The sequence below is a fragment of the Pseudoalteromonas sp. McH1-42 genome (assembly GCF_022347845.1).
Taxonomy (GTDB): Bacteria; Pseudomonadota; Gammaproteobacteria; order Enterobacterales; family Alteromonadaceae; genus Pseudoalteromonas; species Pseudoalteromonas rubra_D.
This window is the reverse complement of the sequence record NZ_JAKRFU010000013.1, coordinates 131070-156512: the sequence shown is the minus strand read 5'-3', so window position 1 is coordinate 156512 and position 25443 is coordinate 131070. Positions and strand designations below refer to the sequence as shown.

The 25443-nt window shown below is 46.9% G+C and carries 27 protein-coding genes; 20 read left to right on the top strand and 7 right to left on the bottom strand.

The annotated features are described in order from the left end of the window. Positions 1-244 precede the first annotated feature (244 nt). Positions 245-808, top strand: coding sequence for a YceI family protein (locus MHN31_RS13495; RefSeq protein ID WP_239444487.1), 564 nt, complete (start codon positions 245-247; stop codon positions 806-808). After that, entirely contained in the window at positions 801-1331 is a 531-nt protein-coding gene (locus tag MHN31_RS13490; protein WP_138537348.1) for a DUF1285 domain-containing protein, read from the top strand. Before MHN31_RS13495 ends, MHN31_RS13490 begins: the two co-directional genes overlap by 8 nt. 35 nt (positions 1332-1366) lie before the next feature. Here MHN31_RS13490 and yihA read toward each other — a convergent pair whose 3' ends face one another. Next, the gene (gene yihA / locus MHN31_RS13485; RefSeq protein WP_049866241.1) at positions 1367-2011 is read right to left on the bottom strand and encodes a ribosome biogenesis GTP-binding protein YihA/YsxC; all 645 of its coding nucleotides are present in this window, start codon (positions 2009-2011) and stop codon (positions 1367-1369) included. Between the two features lie 370 nt (positions 2012-2381). Between yihA and MHN31_RS13480 the strand changes: the two genes are divergently transcribed. The 4 genes from MHN31_RS13480 to MHN31_RS13465 all read left to right on the top strand — a co-directional run bounded on the left by MHN31_RS13480 (position 2382) and on the right by MHN31_RS13465 (position 5421). After that, a complete protein-coding gene (locus tag MHN31_RS13480) occupies positions 2382-3014 on the top strand; it encodes a c-type cytochrome (RefSeq protein ID WP_010383752.1) in 633 nt (210 codons plus the stop codon). A gap of 648 nt (positions 3015-3662) precedes the next feature. Further along, positions 3663-4313 carry a class I SAM-dependent methyltransferase gene (locus MHN31_RS13475; RefSeq protein ID WP_239444486.1) on the top strand — a complete coding sequence of 217 codons (651 nt, stop codon included), beginning with the start codon at positions 3663-3665 and terminating at the stop codon, positions 4311-4313. Between the two features lie 22 nt (positions 4314-4335). Continuing rightward, positions 4336-4911, top strand: coding sequence for a Der GTPase-activating protein YihI (gene yihI, locus MHN31_RS13470; RefSeq protein WP_239444485.1), 576 nt, complete (start codon positions 4336-4338; stop codon positions 4909-4911). Between the two features lie 3 nt (positions 4912-4914). Beyond that, a complete protein-coding gene (locus MHN31_RS13465) occupies positions 4915-5421 on the top strand; it encodes a DUF2489 domain-containing protein (protein WP_125558816.1) in 507 nt (168 codons plus the stop codon). Between the two features lie 11 nt (positions 5422-5432). Here the strand turns inward: MHN31_RS13465 and MHN31_RS13460 are convergent, their stop codons facing one another. The 6 genes from MHN31_RS13460 to cutA form a co-directional block, all read right to left on the bottom strand. Then, complete coding sequence (locus tag MHN31_RS13460; protein WP_125558818.1) at positions 5433-6326, bottom strand: DMT family transporter; 894 nt, start codon at positions 6324-6326, stop codon at positions 5433-5435. A 171-nt stretch (positions 6327-6497) separates the two neighbouring features. Then, positions 6498-7838 (bottom strand): acetyl-CoA carboxylase biotin carboxylase subunit, encoded by a 1341-nt coding sequence (gene accC / locus MHN31_RS13455; RefSeq protein ID WP_125558820.1) that lies wholly within the window; start codon positions 7836-7838, stop codon positions 6498-6500. Between the two features lie 21 nt (positions 7839-7859). Then, positions 7860-8330, bottom strand: coding sequence for an acetyl-CoA carboxylase biotin carboxyl carrier protein (accB, locus tag MHN31_RS13450; RefSeq protein WP_239444484.1), 471 nt, complete (start codon positions 8328-8330; stop codon positions 7860-7862). Between the two features lie 19 nt (positions 8331-8349). Further along, positions 8350-8811, bottom strand: a complete 462-nt coding sequence (aroQ, locus tag MHN31_RS13445; RefSeq protein ID WP_010383744.1) for a type II 3-dehydroquinate dehydratase — start codon at positions 8809-8811, stop codon at positions 8350-8352. A gap of 237 nt (positions 8812-9048) precedes the next feature. Further along, on the bottom strand, positions 9049-10878 hold the full coding sequence (locus MHN31_RS13440; RefSeq protein WP_239444483.1) for a protein-disulfide reductase DsbD: 1830 nt from the start codon (positions 10876-10878) through the stop codon (positions 9049-9051). Next, positions 10878-11198: a divalent-cation tolerance protein CutA gene (gene cutA, locus MHN31_RS13435; RefSeq protein WP_239444482.1), complete on the bottom strand. Its 321-nt coding sequence runs from the start codon at positions 11196-11198 to the stop codon at positions 10878-10880. The genes MHN31_RS13440 and cutA overlap by 1 nt, the downstream gene beginning before the upstream one ends. A gap of 174 nt (positions 11199-11372) precedes the next feature. Between cutA and MHN31_RS13430 the strand changes: the two genes are divergently transcribed. From MHN31_RS13430 to MHN31_RS13365, 14 genes are all read left to right on the top strand, one after another. Beyond that, positions 11373-11876 carry an FxsA family protein gene (locus tag MHN31_RS13430; protein WP_138537360.1) on the top strand — a complete coding sequence of 168 codons (504 nt, stop codon included), beginning with the start codon at positions 11373-11375 and terminating at the stop codon, positions 11874-11876. 164 nt (positions 11877-12040) lie between these two features. Then, positions 12041-12328 carry a co-chaperone GroES gene (locus tag MHN31_RS13425; RefSeq protein ID WP_010383739.1) on the top strand — a complete coding sequence of 96 codons (288 nt, stop codon included), beginning with the start codon at positions 12041-12043 and terminating at the stop codon, positions 12326-12328. Positions 12329-12388: 60 nt separating this feature from the next. Next, entirely contained in the window at positions 12389-14038 is a 1650-nt protein-coding gene (gene groL / locus MHN31_RS13420) for a chaperonin GroEL (protein WP_010383738.1), read from the top strand. Between the two features lie 1131 nt (positions 14039-15169). Next, a complete protein-coding gene (locus MHN31_RS13415) occupies positions 15170-15874 on the top strand; it encodes a helix-turn-helix transcriptional regulator (RefSeq protein WP_239444481.1) in 705 nt (234 codons plus the stop codon). A gap of 47 nt (positions 15875-15921) precedes the next feature. After that, positions 15922-16464, top strand: a complete 543-nt coding sequence (locus MHN31_RS13410) for a cytochrome b (protein WP_239444480.1) — start codon at positions 15922-15924, stop codon at positions 16462-16464. Positions 16465-17454: 990 nt separating this feature from the next. Then, positions 17455-18237: a sporulation protein gene (locus MHN31_RS13405; protein WP_239444479.1), complete on the top strand. Its 783-nt coding sequence runs from the start codon at positions 17455-17457 to the stop codon at positions 18235-18237. A 91-nt stretch (positions 18238-18328) separates the two neighbouring features. Next, positions 18329-18775, top strand: a complete 447-nt coding sequence (locus MHN31_RS13400) for a hypothetical protein (RefSeq protein ID WP_125558835.1) — start codon at positions 18329-18331, stop codon at positions 18773-18775. Between the two features lie 302 nt (positions 18776-19077). Next, complete coding sequence (locus tag MHN31_RS13395) at positions 19078-20022, top strand: CHAD domain-containing protein (protein ID WP_239444478.1); 945 nt, start codon at positions 19078-19080, stop codon at positions 20020-20022. Between the two features lie 24 nt (positions 20023-20046). After that, positions 20047-20946 (top strand): DUF350 domain-containing protein, encoded by a 900-nt coding sequence (locus MHN31_RS13390; protein WP_010383731.1) that lies wholly within the window; start codon positions 20047-20049, stop codon positions 20944-20946. A 3-nt stretch (positions 20947-20949) separates the two neighbouring features. Then, positions 20950-22686, top strand: coding sequence for a polyamine aminopropyltransferase (locus MHN31_RS13385; protein WP_275446803.1), 1737 nt, complete (start codon positions 20950-20952; stop codon positions 22684-22686). 80 nt (positions 22687-22766) lie between these two features. Further along, positions 22767-23180: a DUF2170 family protein gene (locus tag MHN31_RS13380; protein WP_138537368.1), complete on the top strand. Its 414-nt coding sequence runs from the start codon at positions 22767-22769 to the stop codon at positions 23178-23180. A 15-nt stretch (positions 23181-23195) separates the two neighbouring features. After that, positions 23196-23885, top strand: coding sequence for a PspA/IM30 family protein (locus tag MHN31_RS13375; protein ID WP_010383728.1), 690 nt, complete (start codon positions 23196-23198; stop codon positions 23883-23885). A 69-nt stretch (positions 23886-23954) separates the two neighbouring features. After that, the gene (locus MHN31_RS13370) at positions 23955-24593 is read left to right on the top strand and encodes a DUF4178 domain-containing protein (protein ID WP_239444477.1); all 639 of its coding nucleotides are present in this window, start codon (positions 23955-23957) and stop codon (positions 24591-24593) included. Beyond that, positions 24590-24916 (top strand): hypothetical protein, encoded by a 327-nt coding sequence (locus MHN31_RS13365; RefSeq protein ID WP_010383726.1) that lies wholly within the window; start codon positions 24590-24592, stop codon positions 24914-24916. Before MHN31_RS13370 ends, MHN31_RS13365 begins: the two co-directional genes overlap by 4 nt. The last annotated feature ends 527 nt before the right edge of the window (positions 24917-25443 follow it).

Below are 25443 nucleotides of genomic sequence, written 5' to 3'. Positions count from 1 at the left end.
TCCTGTAGGACATCCTGTTGATGATGTATCTCTCCTAGTGAAGATACAGTGTATTGATAGCTTCTCCCCAGATTGCTATAACGGCTCGCAATGTGAATGGTGCGAGCCGATTTTTCTTTCTTTAATTCATCCCAAAATCTGCAAATAATCCCGTCGAAAGTCAAGCCATTATTAGGGACACTGGCATTGCATCTGTTCAAGATAAGCAGTTAATATGAGCGTTTTCATTCTCAAGGAATACGTCATGCTTAAACCTCTTCTTTTCTCTGTTCTTGGCTTGTCCGCTCAGTTTGCCCAGGCATGGCAACTGGATGCAACACACAGCGATGTGAGCTTTACCTCAATTAAGGCGGGCAGTGTTGCCGAAAACCACCACTTTAAACAACTAGCAGGCTCAATTAATAAAGCCGGCGAGCTGGATTTGCGATTAGATCTGAGCAGCATTGAAAGCCTCATCCCAATCCGCAATGAGCGCATGCAAAAAATGTTGTTTAACGTGGCTAAATTTCCTGAAGCTAAGATCACTGCGAATGTTAGCCAGCACCTGAAAGCACTAAAGCCGGGTGTGCAGATCCTTCGTAAAGTGCCCGTCACGCTTGCTTTGCATGGTCAGGTTGCGACATTGAATGTTGATTTGGTGGTCAACAAAGGCGTTCAACAACTTCAGGTTACGCCATTGCGTGCCGTACTGATTAACAGCCGTGATTTTGGTCTGGATGCAGGTATCGAAACGTTGCGTAAAGTTGCTGGTCTGAATACCATTGCCACCGCTGTACCTGTCACGTTTAATTTGGTGTTCAGTGAGTAAAACTGAGGCGCTGATCGACCACTATGTCACGCAGCATGCCCCGACCGGGCGCTGGCATGCGGATGAATGTGGTGTCGGCGCGTTTGAAATTGATGCACAAGGTCGCTGGTTTCACGAAGGCGCCCCGATCAGCCGAGCAGGGTTGGTCAGGCTGTTCGCCAGTGTGTTGTGTTATGAGCAGGGCCAGTACCTGCTCAAATCACCCGCAGAGACGTGCCCGGTAAAAGTTGCAGATAGCCCCTTTGTGATTGTGAGCTGGCAGTATTGTAACCTGGCCCCAACCTTGGGTTTGTCGACGACTTTAATCGCAGAGGATAACTTGGGCCGGTTATGGCCTGTTTGCAGTGAGTTTCCTCTGGTGCTTAAATCCTATCAGGGTCAGCCAGTTCCGTATTTGATGCTCAATTATGGCTTATCGGCACGAATTAGTCGTTCGGTCTATTATCAGTGGGCTGAGTTGGCGCAGTCTCGGGATGACGAGTTTGTGTTGACGTCGGCGAATACGTCATTTGTGATTGGCTAGGCCGCGCCAGGGGGGGCGGCCTTTGAGTCTTATGATTAGGCCGAAGGGGTATCCTGCTCTGCGTCTTCTTTGACGTATGGTCCCAGGAACCAGTCGTCCAGCTGCCAGGCAAGTTCTTTGAGCCCCAGACCCTTGAGCGACGAAAATGCATGGACGGTGATATCGGCATTGAGCTCAGCTAGTGCTTTACGAACCTGAAGTACCTCTGCTTTACGCTTACCTTGCTTGAGCTTATCGGCTTTAGTTAACAGTGCCAGTACCGGAATGTCGCTACCTGCGGCCCAGTTAATCAAGTCCATATCCAGGTCTTTCAGTGGGTGACGGATATCCATCAATACCACGATGCCCTTCAGGCTCTGGCGTTTTTGCAGGTATTCTCCCAGTGATTTTTGCCACTTCTTTTTCATTTCAAGCGGTACTTTTGCAAAGCCGTAACCGGGTAGGTCAATCAGGCGTTTGTCTTCGTCCAGCGAGAAAGTATTAATGAGCTGAGTACGGCCCGGCGTTTTACTGGTCCGTGCCAGTTTCTGATCAGTCAGAGCGTTCAGTGCACTGGATTTTCCCGCATTGGAGCGTCCAGCAAACGCTACTTCAATACCGGTATCGGCGGGTAATCGGGAAATATCTGGGGCACTCGTTACAAACTGAGCACGGTTATACGGCATGCGGGATTTTAGCACTTCGACTCCTCAAGGGGATTGATCTCATTATTGTCTATTTTATTATACTTGGTTGCTAAAGCAAAAGCCGATAAAATCTTCACCCTGGGTGAGTTTTTACGCTATGCCCTGGATGGGAAACTTAATCCAGGTCAAATCCCTATAATTTATGGGCTTAATGTGAGCAGAAAACGTGCCAGAGAAATTAATATCGTGTAGAATGTAGCAATTGCAACGTAAAACTCGAGTCCGTTGACTTTGGCTGTGCCAATTAGTGCACATTTAGCAAGCTTGGTCAGTCGGTCTCAAATAAGATTTGCCCACGCAGTAAAAGAAACGAGGCTTTTTCGGCTGGGGTCAAAATTACAGGGTCGGAAACAGAGAATTTACCATGAAAAAAATAGCATTAACTTTAACTATGTTGCTAGGGTCCTTGTCAGCCAGCAACGTCGCAGCATTTGATGGCGATGCGCAAGCCGGTAAAGCAAAAGCTGCAACCTGTGCGGCGTGTCACGGTCCGGATGGCAATGCTCCTGTTACTATGTATCCGAAAATCGCCGGCCAACATGCCGATTACCTATACAAGCAATTGAAAGAGTTCAAGCTGGGTATGACGTCTGGTGGTAAAGAAGGGCGTATGGATCCTGTGATGAGCGGTATGGCAATGCCATTGTCTGATCAGGACATGAAAGACCTGTCGGCATATTTTGCGTCTCTGCCAATGTCTTCTGGCACGACACCAGAAGATGTGGTTGAAGTTGGTCAGAAGCTTTACACTGCCGGTGATGCTGAGCGCGGTATTCCGTCTTGTGCCGCATGTCACGGTCCACGTGGTAACGGCACCTCACTGTCTAAGTTCCCGAAAATTTCATTCCAGCACCCTGAGTACATCAAGGCACAGCTTGAAAAGTTCCGTAGCGGCGATCGTAACAACGATCCAAACGGTATGATGAGCGATATCGCGAAGAAACTGACTGATAAAGACATTGAAGTATTATCTAAGTACTTGGGTGGCCTACACTAAAGTCGTATAGATGAAAAACTAACCCAGTGTAAACGCTGGGTATTGTAAAAAAGGCAGCAACTGAGCTGCCTTTTTTTGATCTTGGATTGTGAGATATATCTCAATGATGATGTAGGATATGTACCTATGCGATCTGTACGACTTGACTTAATTTCATTTTGTGTTCAGTTGTAACCTATTGTAATAAAATTGATTTGATGTTGTTTCAAAATATTCAGGTAATAATTTTGTTATTGTTTAGTTGTAACTGTTTCAGATCGGCGTAGATTATTCGTTGTCGCCAGATAATACAAAAACAGGGACAATTCGTATCGGAAGCGTCGGTGGCATAGTTGAGTATTCAGTTGTGAATACACAGGATGATTAAGAAAGCGTCAGGAAGACCGACAATAAAAAATGCATTGGAAGTTTGATAACAATAACAATATGGAAAGTGTTCACGGAAGTGACAACAAAAACAAAACGGAAGATACCACAATAAAAATAACAATGACTTAAAAGTCGAAGGGAGAAGTGTCCAGTTTGTGACGCTCAGATTAGTAAGCGGTAGAGAGCAATCTCTGCCGCTTTTTTATTTTTTCGTGCATATTTGTTCACTAATTGATTGCTGTTACAATACAGCCTTTAAGGCATTTCGGTTTATCTCAGTTGCAAAATCCTCAGTCATGGCGTTGTGGCCTTTGTGAAGGCGACTCACTGACGCATTACCATCAGGACAAATTCAGAGACTACTGGCAGTGTCAGCGCTGCAAGCTGGTATCTGTCTCCCCCGAACAGCGATTGAGCGCTGAGCAGGAAAAAGCCATTTACGATAGTCATGAAAATAGCCTGATGGATCCTGGCTACAGACGGTTTTTATCCCGACTGGCTGAGCCCTTGTGTGCTCGCTTGCCAGCTGCGCAATCCGGGCTGGACTTCGGCTGTGGTCCGGGCCCTTTACTGGCAAAAATGCTGACCGAGGCGGGACACCGGATGGCCGTCTATGATTTATACTATGCCGATGAGCCCAAAGTGCTGGACCACCAGTATGACTTTATCACGTGTAGTGAAGTGATTGAGCATCTGGCTCAGCCAGGCACAGTGCTGCATCGGCTGTTAACCATGTTGAAACCTGGTGCGCCTTTAGCATTGATGACGAAACTGGTAATAGATCCGGCACGCTTTGCAACCTGGCATTATAAAAACGATCAAACCCATATTGCGTTTTTTAGCCGGGAGACGTTTGCCTATATTGCAGAGCAATTTAATACCCAGGTTGAAGTGATCGGCAATGATGTCATCATTTTGACTAAGCGATAGCGAAGAATGAGTAAAGACTAGTATGACGAGAAAGAAAAAATCCCGTAAAGTGGGTAATATAGGTACTCCCAGACTCAGCAAAGAAAAGCTGAAGGAGCTCAGAGCACTGAAAGATCAGCGTTCTAAAAAGCATAAGGGTAAAAAGCCTGGCTCGCGTAATGCACAGGAAGCCAAAGTGGAGGAGAGTCAAACCACGGGCAGTAAAAAGGATCCGCGTGCGGGCAGTAAAAAGCCTGTTGCGCTGGTCCCTCAGTCTCAGCAGCCAAGTCAGCCGAAGTTAAATCGTGACCTGAAGCCTCAGGTGGAGCTGAAGAAAGTGGCGCAGGTGACATTAACACCGGAAGAAGAGCTGCGACAGCTGGAAAATGATGAGCGTCTGATGGCGCTGTTAGAGCGTCATGAGCGTGGTGAGCTATTGACAGGCAAAGATGCTAAGTACTTCAATAAGTCGGTGGCTCGTCACCAGGCGTTATGCGAGTTACTGGGTATTGATGATGAGTTTGAAGAAGCCGATATGGCTCAGGAAGATGAGCTGGATCAGTGGATGAGTAATGATCTGGCTGATGAGTGGTTAACAGACGAAGACGAGGAGCGTTAAACTATGTGGATAGCCGCGATTGTGGTAGGCGCGTTGATCATTGCCGGTTTGGCCTTTTATGCCGGCAAGCTGCTGTGGCAGCTGAAAGTTCAGAAAGACACGATAGCAAAATTGCAGCAGGAGCAAAAAGAGAAGCTGGCGCGTTCTCGTCAGGAACGAAATGCTAAGCTATCCGATAGTATCAACCTGATCGCCAAAGCGATGCAGCAGAAACAGTGTGAGTACTCTGAGGGCTGTTTGCGAGTGTGGGTACTGATGTCTCAGTACAGCTTTGATGAAGAAGTCGAGCTGAGTCAGAGTTACCCGGGTGTGCATGAGATGTACGAAGAAGTTAAAGAAATGCCAACCCATGAGGCGCGTAAAAAGTACAGTAAGAAAGAGATCTACAAAATGGATGCGCAGCGCTGGCGTGCTGAAGAGCGTCTTGAAGCACAGATCCTGGAAGACTGTGAAAAGCTACTGAGTCGTTTTAAGCCCTTACCGGGCAGTGAAAACGTGGTCTTTCAGTAGCCATATATGCTTTACTGGGAGCGCGCAGTGCGCTCTGCTTGCAAGGTGGCGGGTGAAAAACCCGTCACCAGCATAGTCCCCGTTAATACCAGCACCATCCCGCCTAATGTATTAAGCCCAACCTGCTCGTCTAATATCAGATAGCCCCAGATAATGCCAAACAGGGGGATTAAGAAAGTAACCGATAGCGCAGAAGCTGCGCCTACCTCTGAAATTAATCGAAAATATAACAAGTAAGCAATGCCGGTACAGATCACGCCTAAGGCAATCACAGCAGAGACCTCGGTACTATCTGGCACTGCCCGCATGGGTATGAAAGGCAGCAGTGGCAGTAGCCAGACGACGGCGGCCCACATGCTGCCATGGGCATTATCAAACGCGGCGATCTGGGGCGCATTTTTAGCATAGTTGCTCGCAACCCCGTAACTGACCGCAGCAAGTACACCTGCCAGGACCGGCCAAATCAGCTTTTCTGAGACCAGTGTCTCGTCCCAGCCAACTAAGATGACAACGCCGCATATCCCCAGCACCATGCCGATCAGGGACTTGATGGAAAGGGGTGTTCGATGCCAGAAAAAGGCGATTAAGGCACCCCAAATGGCCGCCGTGGCATTCAAAATTGCCAACATAGAAACCGTCAGGGTTTGTGCCGCATAGGCAAAGAGTACGAAAGGCAGCGCGGTATTGAGCAAACCCAAAATAAAATAGTGACGGGCGTGGGCGCGAAAGTGCAGATATTGTTTCAGATACAAAGCTATCACGAGCAACGCCAGTGCGGCGAAGCTCACTCTGAATTCAATTAAATAAGCAGGGCCAAAGGTCGGTGCGGCAATGCGCATAAACAAAAATGAACCGCCCCAGATTGCTGCCAAACAGATCAAACGTAAAAAGCTGGTTAAAGGCATAGGGTTCCCTTTTACAGAGCCAGTCTGCGGATGAGAGAAATGATAGTCTTAAAGTGACTGAACAGACGCCCTGATGCAATGAAAAATAAAGAGTAAGTTCTGAAAATGGCTAGGAGAGGGCTCGGAGAAGGTAAAACACGCAGGAGCACATTGGCTCCTGCGTAAACGGGCTTACAGGCCCAGTTTCTTTTCCAGATAGTGGATGTTTGTGCCACCGTTTTGGAAGTTTTCGTCCGCCAGAATTTTCTTGTGTAGCGGGGTATTGGTTTTAATACCGTCAATCACAAGTTCATTCAAAGCGTTACGCGCTCGGGCAATGGCCACGTCACGGTTTTCACCGTAAGTGATCAGCTTACCGATCATTGAGTCGTAATGCGGCGGTACTGTGTAATCAGCATAAATATGGCTGTCCCAGCGAATGCCCAATCCACCGGCTGGGTGGAAACGTGTGATCTTGCCTGGAGACGGAATGAAATTGTCCGGATCTTCAGCATTGATACGACACTCAATTGCATGGCCACGGATCACAACATCATCCTGAGTGATAGACAAGGGTTGACCTGCAGCAATTTTCAGCTGCTCTTTGATTAGGTCAACGCCAGTCACCATTTCAGTCACCGGGTGCTCTACCTGGATACGCGTGTTCATCTCGATGAAGTAGAATTCACCATTTTCATACAAGAATTCGAACGTACCTGCACCGCGATAGCCGATCTCAATACACGCACGCGTACAACGGTCACCAATGAACTTACGCATTTCTGCAGTAATACCAGGTGCAGGCGCTTCTTCCACAACCTTCTGGTGACGACGTTGCATTGAACAGTCACGCTCACCGAGGTGGATAGCATTACCTTGTCCGTCAGCCAGTACTTGTACTTCGATGTGACGAGGGTTTTCAAGGAATTTCTCCATGTATACCATGCCATTACCAAAGAACTGTTGGGCTTCAGTTTGTGTTAGTGCGATTGAGTCAAGTAGCTCTTCTTCAGAGCGTACAACACGCATACCGCGACCACCACCGCCACCGGCAGCTTTGATGATCACCGGGTAACCGATACGCTTCGCGATCTGTACGTTGCGCTCATTGTCATCCGTTAGCGGACCATCTGAACCTGGTACACACGGGACGCCCGCTTTACGCATTGCTTCAATCGCTGACACTTTATCACCCATCAGACGAATGGTGTCGCCTTTTGGACCGATAAAGATAAAGCCACTCTGTTCAACCTGATCGGCAAAATCGGCATTCTCAGACAGGAAGCCGTAGCCCGGGTGAATGGCAACGGCATCAGTAACTTCAGCTGCAGCAATGATGCGTGGAATATCCAGGTAACTTTCACTGGCGGCTGGTTTACCAATACAAATGGTTTCGTCTGCAAGTAGCACGTGTTTGAGGTCACGGTCGGCGGTCGAATGGACCGCAACTGTTTTAATCCCCAGCTCCTTGCAGGCACGCAATACGCGAAGCGCAATTTCGCCTCGGTTTGCAATGACTACTTTATCTAGCATAGTGTTAACCTTCCAGGGGCATTATTCGATGATGAACAGAGGTTGATCGAACTCAACCGCGTCGCCATTCTCAAGCAGGATCGCCTTCACAACACCGGCTTTGTCAGCTTCAATTTGGTTCATCATCTTCATCGCTTCAACGATACACAGGGTGTCGCCTACGTTGACTTTTGAGCCTACTTCTACGTACGGAGCAGCCGTTGGTGAAGAAGCTGAGTAGAAAGTACCAACCATAGGTGACTTCACCTGATGGCCAGCTGGTGTGTCATTGGTTGCAGCAGGTGCCTCGGCAGCAGGCGCAGCTGGCGCAGCTGGTGCTGCTACTGGTGCTGGTGCCGCAGTGGGTACTGAGTACTGCTGTGGTTGAGCAATAACCGGTGCGCTGCTGTGACGATTGATACGTACAGACTCTTCACCTTCGGTGATTTCTAGCTCTGCAATGCCTGATTCTTCTACTAATTCGATAAGTTTCTTGATCTTGCGAATATCCATAACTTGACCCGCCTGTTAGTTAATTTGAGTTATCTTGTTTGCGCAGCTTGGCTACGGCGGCCATCAATGCCGCTTCGTAGCCCAGCGCACCTAATCCACATATCACCCCCTGCGCCACATCCGAGAAGTAGGATTTGTGACGAAAAGGCTCGCGTGCATAGACATTTGATAAATGCACTTCATAAAACGGGATGCTGACGCTCAATAAGGCATCTCTCAGTGCAATACTGGTGTGCGTAAATGCCGCCGGATTGAAAATGATGCAATCAACACGATCATATTGTGCGTGAATATGATCGATCAGCTCGGCTTCGCTATTGCTTTGAAAGTGACTCAGCTCAACATCGTAATTTACTGCGCTTTGTGTGAGGTCCTGCATGATGTCTTTTAAGGTCCGGGTGCCGTACTTATCCGGCTCACGTCGGCCCAGCATATTCAGGTTTGGGCCATTCAGGACTAAAATCTTTAAATTTGTAGACATAATGCGTGAAATTCCTTTATTTAGAAAACAAAGCGACTTTTATTAGCAAAGACCTTGTTAACTTAAGCGTATGCACAGTAAATAGCAAATATTTCTCACGTTCGCGAACTATTATAGAGAGTTCAAGGTAAATAGCAGCAAAATACTGGTCTAATCAGCATAAGAAGAGACGAGACACAGAGGCAAATCTTCAGGCCTCTGTGTCTGGGGGAGCGGATCACTCGCTAAAAAGGCAGGTTACAGGACGTATTGACGTACTTTTTCCAGGTGCGCGGCGAATTCGTCAGCGTCCTGGAACCCGGTAACACGCAGTTCGGGGATCTCATTGCCCTGCGCATCAAAGAACAAAATACTGGGCAGACCGAACACAGTAAACGCTTCCATGATCTCTATGGTGGTGTCGTTACTTTCTGTCAGGTCGAGTTTTAAGGTATCGAAGTAGGCAAACTGGGTCTGCACCTGCTCGGTTGGGAAAGTGTATTTCTCAAACTCTTTACAGGCCACACACCACTCTGCATATAGATCCACCATGGCAATTTTGCCTTTGCTGTTGGCTTGCTCGACTGCAACGTTCAGTGCAGCCAGGTCGTCCAGCAGTCGGAAACCTTGCTTGTCTTCATTCTGCGCAATGCTGACCGGGGCAGTGTTAGTGTCCGGAAAAACCACGCTTCTTGCGGTGAGTAAGCCGACGATAAATAAGCTGGTTGCCATTGCCCAGAGTACAGTTTTACCTTTACCTTGAGCCTGTCCGCTTTGCCAGTGATGCAAATACAGAGCGGTTGCCACTGCCAGCACTGATGCCATGCCCAAAATAATGTTAAAGTCGAGGATCCGCTCAAGCAGGATCAAAGGCACAAACAGCATGACAAAACCGAACAGGGTTTTGACCTGATCCATCCAGCCCCCGGCTTTAGGCAGCAGTTTTCCGCCCGAGGTGCCAAGCAACAGGAGTGGCAGACCCATCCCCAGACTTAGCGCGTACAGTGTCAGGCCGCCCACCATAAAGTCGCCACTTTGAGCCACATAAAGTAGGGCCGCAGACAAAGGGGCCGTGGTACAAGGTGAGGCAATCAGGCCTGACAACACGCCCATGGAGAACACTCCGACATAGTTGCCGCCACTTTGCTGATTACTGATCTCAGTCAGCTTGCTCATCATGGAGCTGGGTAGTTTGATTTCGTACCAGCCGAACATCGCAAAGGCCAGTAATACAAACAGTAAACTAAAGCTTATCAGCACCGCTGGATGTTGCAGATAGCCCTGTACCTGGCCACCAAAATAGGCAACAACCAGTCCAAGCGCCGCATAAGTCACGGCCATGCCCTGAACATAAACAAAAGACAGGCTAAATGCTTTCTTGGTCGACAGATGTTGCTGCCCGGCGATCAGGCTAGACAGGATTGGAAACATCGGGAAGACACAAGGGGTAAATGCCAGACCCACGCCAACCGCAAAAAAGACTGCCAGGTTGGTGAGTAGTGATTGCTGTGCCAGGCGTTCAGTGAAGCTCAGGTCGTCATCATTACCAGAAGAGGCATCCGGCTGACTGGTTGCTTTGGTGGCGGGTGGGGTTGCATCATCATCGGCACTGACTAAGGCAGTTAAAGGGACAGTGATCACTTCTGGCGGGTAGCATAGCCCCGCTTCGGCACAGCCCTGATAACGTATTTTGACCACCGCACCGTCGGTGATATTGCTGAGCCGGGAGATCACCGCAAATTGGTCAAAGTACACTTCGGTTTTACCAAAAAATTCATCTTCGATCATTTCCCCCTGGCTGTATTCGGGTACCGTGATGTCAGCGCCTTTGGCAATGATCTCCAGTTTCTTCTTATATAAGTAGTAGCCGGGGGCAATATCCCAGCCGGTAAACAGCACTTTGCCCTGCTGGTCGAAGTCGAACTTAAAGGCTTCTTCGACGGGTAAAAACGTTTGCTGCTTAGGAGCTAGCAAGCTATCGAGCACAGTGGCATTGCCTGCCGCCTGGCTGTTGGTGCTTATCAGCATCAACAGGGCGGTTAAAACGGCCAGTATGCCGCTGGGTAAAAAGCGCGTCAGCATTCGCATTAATTCAGTACCTCATCAATCCAGTTAAAATAGTCCCGCGATCCCGCACAGACTTCGATGACCTGAATTTCAGGGACATCGTATTGGTGCAAACGGTGAATGGTCTCCATGACAGCCTCGACTAAGTCAGCATGCGTTTTAATCATTAACTTGTACTCGCTGTCCTGAGTGACCTCGCCCTGCCACACATAGATGGACTCAACGCTTGGCAAAATGTTCACACAGGCTGCCTGTTTATTTGCCACCAAATGCCTGGCAATGTATTGGGCCTGAGCCTGAGTGCCACAGGTGGTCATGACCAATCGGTAAGGCGTCGTCATGGTTATCCTTTCACTTGAGCTAAATTTGCTCTAGTGTAACCAAACATGCCGGGTATCCCAAGCGCTTCACCTGCTCTTTCAGCGCATTGGTCGCGTGCTTTGCAGTACCTGATGCGCGGGCTTGAAATAAGACCCGAGGACCCATACATCTATTTCAGTTATTTTGGAGATCTTATGTTTAAAGTCCTTTTTCTACTCTTTATTGTTATTCCCATCGCTGAAATAGCCCTGTTACTACAAGTCAGTGACGTCATTGGCGGATTTGCCACACTGGCACTGGTGATCCTGACAGCGGTATTGGGCGCACGTTTGGTGAAACAGCAAGGTCTGGGTGCTTACGCGAATGTGCAGCAACAAATGGCACAAGGTCAGCTTCCTGCCAGTGATCTGTTTGCCGGGATTTGTGTGATCATTGCCGGTGTGCTGCTGATGACACCGGGTATTATGACCGATGTGTTGGGCTTTATGTTGCTCACACCGGCCATACGTCAGAAGCTGGCAAAGGCTCTGTTGCAGCGTGCCACGGTTCAGGTGCAAAGTGGTGGCATGTTCAATCAACATTCGGCACAACAGGAGCAGCAGTTTGACCCGTTTGCCGGCCGTACTTCTGGTCATGAGCAATCGCAGCGTGATGAAGGGAACACCACCTTAGAGGGTGAGTTTAAGCGTAAAGACTAAAAAAATTGAAAAAAATGCTTGGATTTTGTTTTGCCCACCCCCATAACGTGAAGCAACTTAGAAATTAATTAGTTAGCCCCTTTTTAACGAATCTGTTTGAGCGGGCAAACATCTTACACTATGTATTCTGTCATTGTTCAGAAACTGTTAGGAGAACTAAACACATGAACATTCGTCCTTTACATGATCGCGTTATTGTTAAGCGTCTTGAAGAAGAAACAAAGTCTGCTGGCGGTATCGTTTTAACTGGTTCTGCCGCTGAAAAATCAACCCGTGGTGAAGTGGTTGCTGTGGGCAACGGCCGCGTGTTGGACAATGGTGAAGTGAGAGCATTACAAGTTAAAGCGGGCGACACAGTATTGTTTGGCTCGTACGTTGAGAAAACAGAAAAAATCGAAGGTCAGGAGTATCTGATCATGCGCGAAGATAACATCCTGGGCATTGTAGAGTAAGCCCGGTCGTCGCACTCAACATTTAACGGTTAATCGAAAGAATTTAGAGGAATAAATATCATGGCAGCTAAAGAAGTTCGTTTTGCAGGCGATGCCCGCACTAAAATGCTTAAAGGCGTAAACGTACTGGCAGACGCAGTAAAAGTAACTTTGGGTCCAAAAGGCCGTAACGTGGTACTGGATAAGTCATTCGGCGCACCTACCATTACTAAAGATGGTGTATCTGTTGCAAAAGAGATCGAACTGGAAGACAAGTTCGAGAATATGGGCGCACAAATGGTAAAAGAAGTGGCGTCTAAAGCAAACGATGCGGCGGGTGATGGTACTACCACTGCAACGGTACTGGCACAAGCTATCGTGAACGAAGGCCTTAAATCAGTCGCTGCGGGTATGAACCCAATGGATCTGAAGCGCGGTATCGACAAAGCAGTGATTGCTGCGGTTGAAGAACTTAAAGCGCTATCTGTTCCGTGTTCAGACGCTAAAGCGATTGCTCAGGTAGGTACTATCTCTGCAAACTCTGACAAAGAAATTGGTGACATCATTGCTGAAGCAATGGAAAAAGTTGGTCGTGAGTCTGGTGTTATCACTGTAGAAGAAGGCCAGTCACTTCAGAACGAATTAGACGTTGTTGAAGGTATGCAGTTTGACCGCGGTTACCTGTCTCCTTACTTCATCAACAACGCGGAAAAAGGCCAGGTTGAACTGGACAACCCACACATTCTGTTGGTTGACAAAAAAGTATCTAACATCCGTGAATTGCTGCCAACGTTGGAAGCAGTTGCAAAAACCAGCAAGCCTCTGTTGATCATCGCTGAAGACCTGGAAGGTGAAGCGCTGGCAACTCTGGTTGTAAACAACATGCGCGGTATCGTAAAAGTTGCAGCGGTTAAGGCGCCAGGTTTTGGCGACCGTCGTAAAGCAATGCTTCAGGACATCGCTATCCTGACTGGTGGTACGGTTATTTCTGAAGAGATTGGCCTGGAGCTTGAGAAAGCAACAGTTGAAGACCTGGGTACTGCAAAGCGCGTTGTTATCACTAAAGATGACACGACTATCATTGATGGTGCGGGCGAGCAGGAAGGCATCGACGGCCGTGTTGCGCAAATCAAAGCACAAATCGAAGAAGCCACTTCAGATTACGACAAAGAGAAACTACAAGAGCGTATGGCTAAACTGGCCGGCGGTGTTGCAGTGATCAAAGTTGGTGCAGCAACTGAAGTAGAAATGAAAGAGAAGAAAGACCGCGTTGAAGATGCACTACACGCAACTCGCGCAGCGGTTGAAGAAGGTGTGGTACCAGGTGGTGGTGTTGCACTGGTTCGCGTTGCGAGCAAGATCGAATCTCTGACTGGCGACAACGAAGATCAGAACCACGGTATCAAAGTTGCGCTACGTGCGATGGAAGCACCACTTCGTCAAATCGTATCAAACGCAGGTGATGAAGCCTCTGTGGTTGTTAACGCAGTGAAAGGCGGCGAAGGTAACTATGGTTACAACGCAGCTAACGGTCAATACGACGACATGATCGAAATGGGTATCCTTGATCCAACTAAAGTAACGCGTTCTGCACTGCAGTTCGCAGCGTCTGTAGCTGGCCTGATGATCACCACAGAAGCCATGGTTGCTGAAATTCCGAAGGAAGAAGCAGCGGCTGCACCAGATATGGGCGGCATGGGCGGAATGGGTGGCATGGGCGGCATGATGTAATCATCCCATCGATATTTCAATGTAACTCATTGAAGCTCAATATTTAGCTGAAAGCCTCGTTTTACGGGGCTTTTTGTTTTTTGCATGTTTCATTGCGCCTCAAAGAATTTCATTATGTTTTAAAAATTTAGGGTGTTTTTTAGGTTTTTTCTAACTGTATCAACCAGGCTACGTGCATATGAGCTGCATAACCTTCATAACGCGCCTGATTTTGAAAAGGCCTGCTTTTATTCCTGAGTCAGCCAGCATTGCCATGATTGTTCGACTGCCCGCTGAGTTCCGGCTTAATGTGAAGAGCTCTTTTATCCTGGCTCGTAACATAAGTTGATCGGTATTGATCGACTTCACTCTATGTTTATAGTCGCAATAACTTGAACGTGGAACATCAAAGGTTTCGCAGATCAACTCAACAGGCTCAAGCTCACTTAACTGGCCTACTATTGAGTATTGTTTTTCTCGTCTGACATCAAGAGAGCTGTAGTCTTTTTTAGTATTGCCTTTTCACGTTCCAAACGATTAATTTTCGCGTCATACTATTGAATCTTATGCTTTTAATGCGTTAGAGCCTCGGGGCGAGGTCTTTCACCACCACGTTCTTGCTTCAGCTGCTGGATCCAGCGCCTCAAAGCCGCTTCATCAATATCCTGAGACCGACATGCTTCGGGCACTGACTATCCTTTATCGAGTACCAAGGCGGCGGCTTCCACCTTAAATTCCTGTGTAAAAGTACGACGCTTTCTGGTTATAGACACTTCTCGTTGAGTGGTAATAACACCACCTAAAAGAGTGTCCGGTTTTATTGAATCACAACACCGGTCTTGGCTTACAACTTCAAAAGAATGATGAATATCATGGGCGTGCCCGGACTTATATCTGCAATAAAAACATGAGCTTTTACACAGGCTGTACGTATAGTGGAAGTTCGAACTGTGCCCAAAAGAATGTATTTTGAGCGAGAGAATTCGTCGACCTCTACTTAAATACAGTTTGCGTCTATCAATCCCCTACCAGTCAAATATCTTCTCCTATTTAGTGTCTCGAATGGTCTATTTGGCGGCCAATGACGTACGTTTGTCGTAACGCTGTCATACTCTTATTAGCTATAAAAATTAGGTCAGTGAGGTATTTGTGATGCAAGAAGCGGTTAAATCGACGGTGTCGCCAACCAAGCTCAAATCAATGCGAGTTGAAAATGGTTGGTCTCAGGAAAAACTAGCGTCCGTAACAGGTTTGAGTCTGAGGACCATTCAGCGCATTGAAAAAGACGGCAAATGTTCAGTTGAGTCAAAGCTAGCTATAGCGGCTGCCCTAAACATGACGCCATCCGAATTATTACATGATTATCCTGAAAAAGTGGGTGATGGCACGCTTAACTACGGTGGGATGGTTGGGTTGTTAAGTATAGTGGGTTTGTGCAGTTTGCTTGTCGCATGGGAATGGAAGAACCCCGAGATTTTCATCAATCCGATGAATGCATTATTCATTGGTTTGACTGTCTTTGGGTTATCTATGATGAGCAGTGGCTTTCAAGCAACAGTAAATGCGCTTGGCACGGTCGTTTGGATATTCAAACAACCGCAAGATCAACTGCTTGTTCAGGCGCATTTGCCAGTGCTACGACGTGTATTGGTTTATTGCTATACCGCTGGCGTGATTTGGACGTTGACCGAAGTCGTGGAGGCTGGTTATTACGGCAGTCAAGCTTCCAACCAATCAATGTCCCTGAATGACATATTGTTCTCGATGCAAAGCTTGCTGTATGGGGTGATGCTCGCAGAATTTTTAATACGACCGTTGATGAACAGAATAACGTGGTTACTTAGTCGACAACACTAACTGTGGCCGCCGACTGGTTATCAACCTAATTAACAAGGAGAGCAACATTGAAAATTGATAATCAGGGGTATGGGCAACTAGCGAAAGTGTTTCACTGGGCAAGTGCTTTTTTTATTATTCCAGCAATGGCTATTGGCATCTGGTGGATATGGGTTGACCTTGATACCGACTCTGGATGGGAACAGTTCGAGCAACTCATTGGGTGGCATGCCAACTTTGGCCTAACAGTCATAATATTAATGCTTCCACGCCTTATTTGGAGAGCATTAAATAGTTCCACAACAAGCGCTGATAGTACAGTGCACCTCAAAAAAGTTGCTTTTGCTGCGCATTTCTCTTTATATGCACTGGCGCTTATCACACCCATCAGCGGGTGGCTTGGCTCGGCTTTAGATGGGGTGGCATTCAGCTATTTTTCTATCGTAACGATTCCAGCTGTTTTTGGTATGTATCCAGACCTTGCCGCCGTGATGACATCCGTCCACATCTATGCAAGCTATGCACTGATTTTTCTCATCGCATTGCATTTAACGGCGGTTGTATATCACCAATTCTGGTTGAAAGACCGCATCCTTCGAAGAATGACCTAACGTTGTCCGTACAAATCGCGTTATGGCTTCTCACAGTTTTTCAGATCCCACAGTTTTATAGGAGGCTATTCCTATGATTAGGCGTCAAATATTCGCGGCTTTTAGGCTTGCGTGTTTCCCGGTGGGTGTCATGTTGGTATCTGCACTCATGTTTGCATCGTCTGTGAATGCGTCTGTGCAACTGACTGGGACGTGTGAAGATATGATCTGTTCAATAAACTGTAACTCCCCCATAAAACTGCAACAATTTTTGAATGGAATTGCCATTAACAAAAGAGGGATGTTTTTGCTAAAGCTGTCATAGGCCGTCGAAAAGACCACAGCCCAGTTCCAGACTACGCCGAAATAAATTGTATATACGTAACTCCAACATCTGTAACGTTGACATATAGCAAAGGAATAAAGCTTAAAGAGCTTAGTGAAACCTTGAATTCTTAACAAGCATGGTGGGTATTGTAAGTACAATTCACTTTTAGGATGGTTGTCATATCTGCTGTTTGATTTTACATAAAAATCATATGGTTGAGAATTATTGGGCGGCATGACGTAATTACCCTCAGTTTGTAATGCTTTAAAAAACCCGGCTTTGCCGGGTTTTTCACGTTATGCATGTAAGATTCCCTGGTGAATATAAATGCGGTGATAAGAGGGTGAAGAAAATACTGATCTTCAATGTGCGATATCTCTGCTTAAATAGGTGTAAATCGATTTATTCTAAAATTAGAGTGATATAAATAAATTAATAACTGGAGTGTGGGAGTAAGGTTGGGTCGTTTAATCCCCATCTTAATTTTCATAAGTCACTGTATTTTTGTTGGTATTTTATCAATGTTAGGTGTAATTGACGTGATTAATTAGCATTTGTTGGTCCGAGTATTTTTGTTGAAAAATTTCTGAAATAAAACTTAGGTTGACGATTTTATATTCGTTTCTATAATCGAAGCTGAAAACCCTCACTGATAGAGGGGAATAAGATCAATAAGGATGAATATGTCTTTTTTCAAAAAAGCACTTGGCGCTGTGGGTATTGGCGCAGCAAAAGTAGACACGTTGTTAGATCACCATCAGGTTGCTCCTGGCGAGGAAATTTCCGGCACAGTTAAAATTAATGGAGGTAAAGTTGCTCAGGAGATCAACAAAATCGATCTCAAAGTGATGTGTACTTACACCATTGAAAGAGAAAACAATGAAGGTGAGTCGGAAACGGTCACTAAGCAACACACCCTAGCCAAGTTTCGTATTAATGAGCGTTTTACCATTGAGCCTGGTGACGAAAAACATATCCCCTTTGCATTCGATTTAGACCTGGAAACGCCTATCACCGTCGGTGAGTCTCAAACCTGGATTGCCACCAATCTTGACATCGACATGGCGCTGGATAAGTCCGACCGAGATTATATCCGCGTTGTTCCCACCGAGCTGCAACAAGCCGTTATCGATAGCATGGAAGAACTGGGTTTCAAATTGTATGAGTCGGACTGTGAAGGCATTGAAGAGGCTTCCTTCTCTCGTCTGCCATTCGTACAGGAGCTGGAGTTCAAAACCTTTGCCGGCGAATTCCATGGCCGTTTCGATGAAGTAGAGATTGTTTTTTTCAACCGTGGCAGTCAGCTGGAGGTCATTTTTGAAATTGATCGCAAAGCTCGGGGCTTCAAAGGCTTTTTTGCCGAAGCACTCGATTTAGATGAATCAAAAGCCCGCCTGGTTATCGACAAAGATAGTCTGGAGGACCTGGAAGATCTGATTTATGACCTGCTCGAGGACAATTGCTAACGGACAGGTTTTATTGCCAAGCCTGCGGCATACAACACGGCAGTTATGCCGCAGGCACTTAACTATTTTATAGATAATTATAAGGACGATAATGAAAGCACTCACTTCTTTGCTAACTATCCCGGCGTTATTACTACTTGCTGCATGTGGCAGCGACTCACAACAGACAGAATTGCCTCAATGTGACGATGAGGATGTGATGGAATTGGTCCATGATATCGTCAAAGATGAAGTCAAATCACAGTTGTTTGATGTGATGCTGGCACAAGCTGGTAAATCTGGCGAAATCACATATGAGCGTGCGGTTGAAGTGAAGGGCCGTTCAACCGAGCTGGCAACGGTGCTGGATGCTGTCGATGAGGCGGTTGAGCAACAAGATTTGCGATATTCTGAGATTGCTCAGTCTTCAGAGGACACTGCATTACAAAAAGTTTGGTGTAGTGCCAATATGATGAGTCCGGGCGCCGAAAAGCCAGCAATCATCAATTATACCGCATTATATTCAGGCGATGATGTAGAGGTGTTGGTCACTTTCTAGGTTGCTATACGGACTATCGCTGTGGGCAAGATTACGCTGCCCACATGCTATGTCTGCGAGATTTGCTTCGCGTTATATGAGACGAGAGAAGTGTTTTATCGTCGATATATTACATTTTCGTCTCTCGCATTTTGTCACCATTTTAATATGACCAATCAAGAGTATGGCCCACTAGAATAGGTTTTATCGGCATCCGGGATATGTTGTTTATTGCCTGAGCTAATTTTGTCGCTTGGTTATCCATCGCAATTATGTAGAATAGAAAACCTGAATTCGTATCAAGGTAGATTAGGTGACAATGAATGTCCGATTTTAAAGTTTGGAAACTGATAAGTCTGCTCTGTATCATGTTTTTAATGGTCGGGTGTGAGTCGAAAGAGGAACGCATCCAGCAGACAATTACCCACTCACTTCAGGACGCGTCCCGTGCCATCAATACCTTAGGTGATGCGCTGGATAAAAACCAAGTGCGCAATGCTAACCTCCTGGTTGAATATGGCAATGTGCTGGGCCAGCAAAATCCGCAACTGAACAATATTGCTCAGCTGATTGCACAGGATGCAACCAGTGGTGGTCCTTTGTACCAGAGCTTACTTTCTCGCTATCAGGCGCTGAAATCTCCCCAACCGGGCATGAGCAGTGATGAGATCATCGAACAGGCAATTTTGCTCAAAGAAGCCGCTTCTTTGAGTCTGTTTAATGATGCACTGACTGATCCCATTAACGTACTCGCCGATATGTCCAATGGGACGCTGGCTCGGGTTGGTGCCATTAGTCAGTCTGCAGAGCAGGCTGCCAGTAATGGTCAACCCGCAGTAGGGAACCAACTGGTTGGTAATGCCAACTATGGCGAATGGCAGACCAACTCTAATGGCACCAGTTTCTGGATGTGGTATGGCATGTACCGGATGCTGGGTGATTTGGTGGGAGATGTTGAATATGACAGCTGGAGCAAGCGCCGTAAATACAGCTATTACAGCGACTATGGCCGTAAACGCTATACCAGTTATCAGGGCTATAAACGTCAAAGCGCAATAGAGCAGCGTACGCGACAATCTTATCAGCGGCAGGGACGACAATTTACCAGTCCTTATGCGAAAAGAAAGGCGGGCGCTTCAGGTCTTAGCCGTGCCAGTCATACCCCATCAGCAGTATCGCGAAGCAGCTACTCGAGAGCTAAGTCGAGCTCGGGCTCAATTCGCAATAGTTCAAACCGGACCTCTCGCGGCGTGAGCCGGGGCAAGTAGCGCATCAGATAGCGGAGTTAACACATGTATCAATTTAACGGATTAACAGCCTGGACATTACAGGCACTTCTCATCGATATGGCGGTGATCATTGCCCTGTTCGTGAGTTTAAAATATATCAAAGGGTGGGTGTCCAACCTGCATGCCAATGATGAAATTACCGAGCGAGACAATTTTGCTTTTGGCCTGAGCTTTGCCGGTGGCCTGACCGGACTGGCCATTGTATTGACGGGGATCACCAGTGGTGCCTTTGCCAGTACACTGACCCAGGAGGCGATGCAAATGGCGGGTTATGGCCTGGTTGGTATTGTATTGATCAAGCTTGGCCACTTTTTTCAGGATAAAGTGGCACTGCGTAAAGTCGATCTGCACAGCGAAATCATTAAAGGCAACATCACCTCAGCCCTGATTGATTTTGGTCATGTGGTTAGTGTCGCCATCGTGATCCGCTCAGCGTTACTCTGGGTGTTGACTGAAGGCTGGTACGGCTTGCCAATTGTGGTCGTCGCCTTTGTCATTGGCAATGTGTGTATGTTGCTGGTGAGTCAATATCGTGTGCAACTGTTCAAGCGTACTAATCGTAATGGCGATTGTCTGCAACAAGCTATCCTGGATAACAATGTTGCGGTCGGGATCCGTTATGCCGGATTTCTCATTGGGGCTGCATTGGCGCTCACTGCGGCGTCTGGTCTGGCACCCTATGTTGCTGATAACATGGCGAGTAGCCTGATTTACTGGAGTATTGCTGCACTGGGCAGTATCGTGTTGTTTGCTTTGTTGCATCTGGTGATGATCAAGGTGATCCTGGCGGGCACAGATATTTCTGATGAAGTTAATCGTCAAAAGAACATTGGTGTGGCAACCATCTCTGCGGCTGTCTCTTTTGCTGTGGGTGTAACCATGGCCACCTTGTTAGGTGCGTAATTCTTGAGTGTATCGGTACCGCCAAATCAATCTAAAGTGACCGGCAGCATGTCGCTGTTTGGTCACGATGTGTTACTGATCGGTGTTATGGCCATTCTGGCTGGCTGTGGTCTGATCTATGAATACTTACTGTCGCATTACGCAGGCAGGGTGCTTGGCTCGGTGGAAAGTGCCATCTATGCCATGATTGGCACTATGATAGTGGCCATGGGGATTGGGGCATTTTTAGCTCGTTGGTTTAAAGATCCTTTCACTGCCTTTGCCTGGCTGGAGAGTGTGATTGCGTTATTAGGCATGAGCAGTATTTTAATCATAGCCAGTATTATTGCCCTGACCTACACCTTACCACACACGCTCTCTACGCTTTATAATCTGCCGCCTGATAGCATACTCGATGGTAGGCCCCTCCAGCTGCTACAGGATTTTGCCCGCTTTTTACCTTATATATTTGGGCTTATTCTCGGCATTTTGATTGGCATGGAAATTCCATTAATTGCGCGTATTCGTCAGCAGGTATACGGTCGATTTTTAGAAAATAATGCGGGCACCATTTATGGCGCTGACTATATCGGAGCAGGGGTAGGTGCTGCTATCTGGGTGACAATCATGCTGGCATTACCGATCATGCAAGCTGCTGCCTGGACGGCGTTATTCAATATCGTGGCCGGATTGATTTTTTTATGGCGTTACTTTGCGTTTGTACGTTTTGCAAAGTTGCTGTTGATCTGTCATCTCTTATTGTTGGGCATCTTCGCGGTTATCTTGCACCAGGGTAGCGGTTGGATGAAGGATCTCAGTAACGTCTTATACAAAGACAAAGTGATTTATTCAGAGTCAACTAAGTATCAGCATGTGGTGATCACAGAGCGCCTCAGCCGGACGCAGTCGGCACCCATCAATGATTTATTTTTAAATGGCCGGTTACAGTTCTCATCAATAGACGAGCAAATCTATCATACTATGTTGGTCTATCCGGCTATGCTGGCATCAAACCGGCACGACAAGGTGTTGATCATTGGTGGAGGAGACGGTTTGGCGCTGCGTGATGTACTTAAGTGGCCAGTGCACAGTGCCACCCTGATCGATCTGGATGGTCAGTTACTGTCGCTATTTGGCCTGCAGGGGCAGGAATTTGAATCACGCCCAGAGATCACGGCCAAGCTTGTTCAGCTGAACCACAACGCACTGAATGATCCCAGGGCAGAAGTCATTGTGGCAGATGCTTTTTTGGAAATCGAAAGCATGCTGGATCGGGGTCTGCAGTTCGATACCATTATCATCGACCTACCCGACCCCAATCACCCGGATCTGAACAAACTGTATAGTGACTACTTCTATAATCATGTCAGACAACTACTCGCACCGGATGGGGCGCTGGCTATCCAGTCTACTTCTCCCTATCACGCTAAAAATGCCTTTATCAGCATTGCAAAAACGGTAAAACAGGCTGGATTTAGCCATGTTGAACAATATCAGCAGAATATTCCTTCATTTGGTCAGTGGGGATGGACCATCGCAACCCGAACGGGTCAGTCAGCCAGTGCAAGAATTGCAGCAGTTGAAGCATTACCGGTTGCCAGTAACTGGGTCAGCAAAAAATATTTACTGTCCTCTTTTGTTTTTCCAAATCACTTTTTTGATAGGAATAAAGAGATTGAGGTCAATCGCTTAGGAACTGGCGTACTGTATGACTACTATCGTCAGGCATGGCAAACGGAAGATGAGTTGTATAAAAATTAACGCAATAGTGTTGACATATTATGTCGCACATGCAAATCTTAACTCAGACATAATATGTCAAAACGAAAAGGTAAAGAAAGATGGAATTAAACGAGTTATCAATCAAATTGGCATCATTTGAAACTGAAGGTGCTAACTTCGAATCCTTCCTGATCGCGAATGAAGGTGAACAGGATGTATTACAAGTGATTGTTGAGGGAAATGACGAATTACCGATCTTTGTCACTCAGACCGAAGAGCAGTTAGTGTGTATCAGCTATCTGTTTAATGAAAATGAAGTGAAGCCTGAGTTATTGAACGAGTTAAATGAAGCATTGTTAAAACTCAATGTGCCGATCCCTTTGAGTGCGTTTGCTAAAATTGATGCACAGTACGCTATCTTTGGTGCACTGGCAGTTTCCTCCTCCATCGATGAGATAACGCACGAACTGGTCACGTTGGCAGACAATGCCATTGAAGCCCTGGATGCTGTGACTGTGTATTTGAAAGATTAATAGTGGAGAAGTGAGATGAGTATCTTAAAGAAATTATTTACCGCAGTGCGTGGTGGTGCCCGTGAAGTGGGTGAGTCGATTGTCGATGCTAATGGTATCCGTATTTTTGAGCAAGAAATTGCTGATGCGAAAAACGCACTGGCGAAAGCCAAGAAAAGCCTGACTGAAGTGATGGCGAAAGAAATGCAAACCAAGCGTAAGTTGGCGGCACTGGACGAGAGCATTGCCGAGCATGAAGATTATGCAGGTCAGGCATTGCAACAAGGCAATGAGGCACTGGCGGTAGAAATTGCCGAGAAAATTGGTGAATTTGAAACAGAGAAAGAAGAGCATCAGCAAGTGCTGGATGGCTTTACTAAGCATGTTATTCTGCTTAAGCAGCAGGTGAAGGATGCAGAAAAGTCGATCAAAGAAAACCAACGCCAACTGACGATGGTGAAAACCACAGAAAGCGTGCAAAAGGCCACCATGGCAGTAAACAGCACACTCAACACCAATGAGTCGTCTATGGTAAATGCACGTCAGTCTCTGGAGCGTATTAAGCAACGTCAGCTGGACAGACAAGATCAGTTGGCCGCAGCCAAAGAGCTCGAAGCTGCTGAAACTGGTGCTGACCTGAAAGCCAAGATGGCGGAAGCTGGTATAGGTACAACCCAAAAGAGCAATGATATTCTGGATCGCATTAAGGCTAAACAAGCAAAGTAATGCGGCCGAAGTGAAAAAAGGAGGCCTGGCCTCCTTTTTTGCTTGCTCTAGTTTTTTAAAAGGTGAGTTATGTTTGGTTTTTTCAAATCTAAAAAGGCTCCTGAGCGTCAGCTTGATCATGCCCGCGATTTACGAGTCGGTGATATGCTGACGGTGATAGATTCATTTGCTTATCCTGACTGGCTAAAAGGCCAGACACTCAAGGTCATCGCAGTGCAGACATATCAATACCAGCACAGTGCTGACTATGAATTTGTGCTTGAATCAGAATCTGGTAGAGCGGTTTTTTTGCAGATTGAGCAGGATGATGGTGAAGAGTTTGCTAACTTTTCGGTGAAGATCCAGCGCGATGATGTGGATGCGATTTTTACCCTCGATGAGTTTGCCCGGATCTTCGATGAAGAATTCCTGACACAGCTCGAAACACACACAAAGCCGGCCGCTTTTGAGCGCTTCCTGGGGCAGAGCTACCAGCAAAGTGAAGCCCCTTATGTTGCTTATTATTATGAACAGGACTATCGTGGCCAGACATTGCCACGTTATCAGGACGAAAGTGGCGCCGTCTGTGAGGTGATAGAACTGATATCGTCTGACGAGAAACACAGTATCAATATTGAGGTCTGGGACGGAGGTGAGACTGAAGTTTCCCTGACGATTACCCGACCGCTCAGTGATATTGTGGAGTTGTTTCCCGGAGCAAGCTCGTGACAGATAAACAAGCCAAATGGCAGCGTCAGGAACGGGCGCTGCGGGCCACCCAAATGGCCTTTGATTTAACGACAGAAGTTCAGAAAAGCTTGAAGAAGCAGGCAATAGATGAAGAGTTAACGCCGTCGGATATGATCCGCAAGATTCTGGATTTAGAAGTTAAATCGAAAAAAACCAGGCAACGCCTGTCGTTTAATCTCACCGATGAAGAAATTGCTTTATTGGCTCAGCGTTTTGGCGTTGACCCGGACGATAAGCGTGCGGTTAAGCAGCAGGTCGCCAGTTTACTGATCAACCGCTATACAGACGCACAGGGCACTTAGCCCAAACGCGTCTGCCTGCAGTTGTTTGATGACGCAGTGAGTAACAATAAACACGGGCACAAACAACAGGACACCGAGAAAGGCATGGCAGGCTCTGATAGCAGGCTGGCGCCATGCATAAATAGGCCAGGATAAATTCCATTCTATACAGTGACACAACCAGCGTTCTCATCAACAGACCCAACAAAACCACAACCACTAGGGCGTATTAGCCAAAATTCAATATCCTTGCCTGAAGGGGCTGTACGATAACGCGCAATGCAAATTCCATTTTTAATCGGTTAATTTGATAGGTTTTTCAATCTTGGCTGATATAGATATGGCCATATTGGGCGGGTTATAGTGACAAATGGCCAATTTTAAATAGCATCATTCATATTGTTGGTCGTCGCTGGTGGCAAGTTATTCTCCTGTTGAGTGAGCAGAACTGAGCGGACTGGACTAGAGTTACTAAGCCGTGATCGCTACCAGGTCTTTAGCAATATGTCAGCCTGAGCGACACGGCTAGTCACCCTTACTGGAGTCTG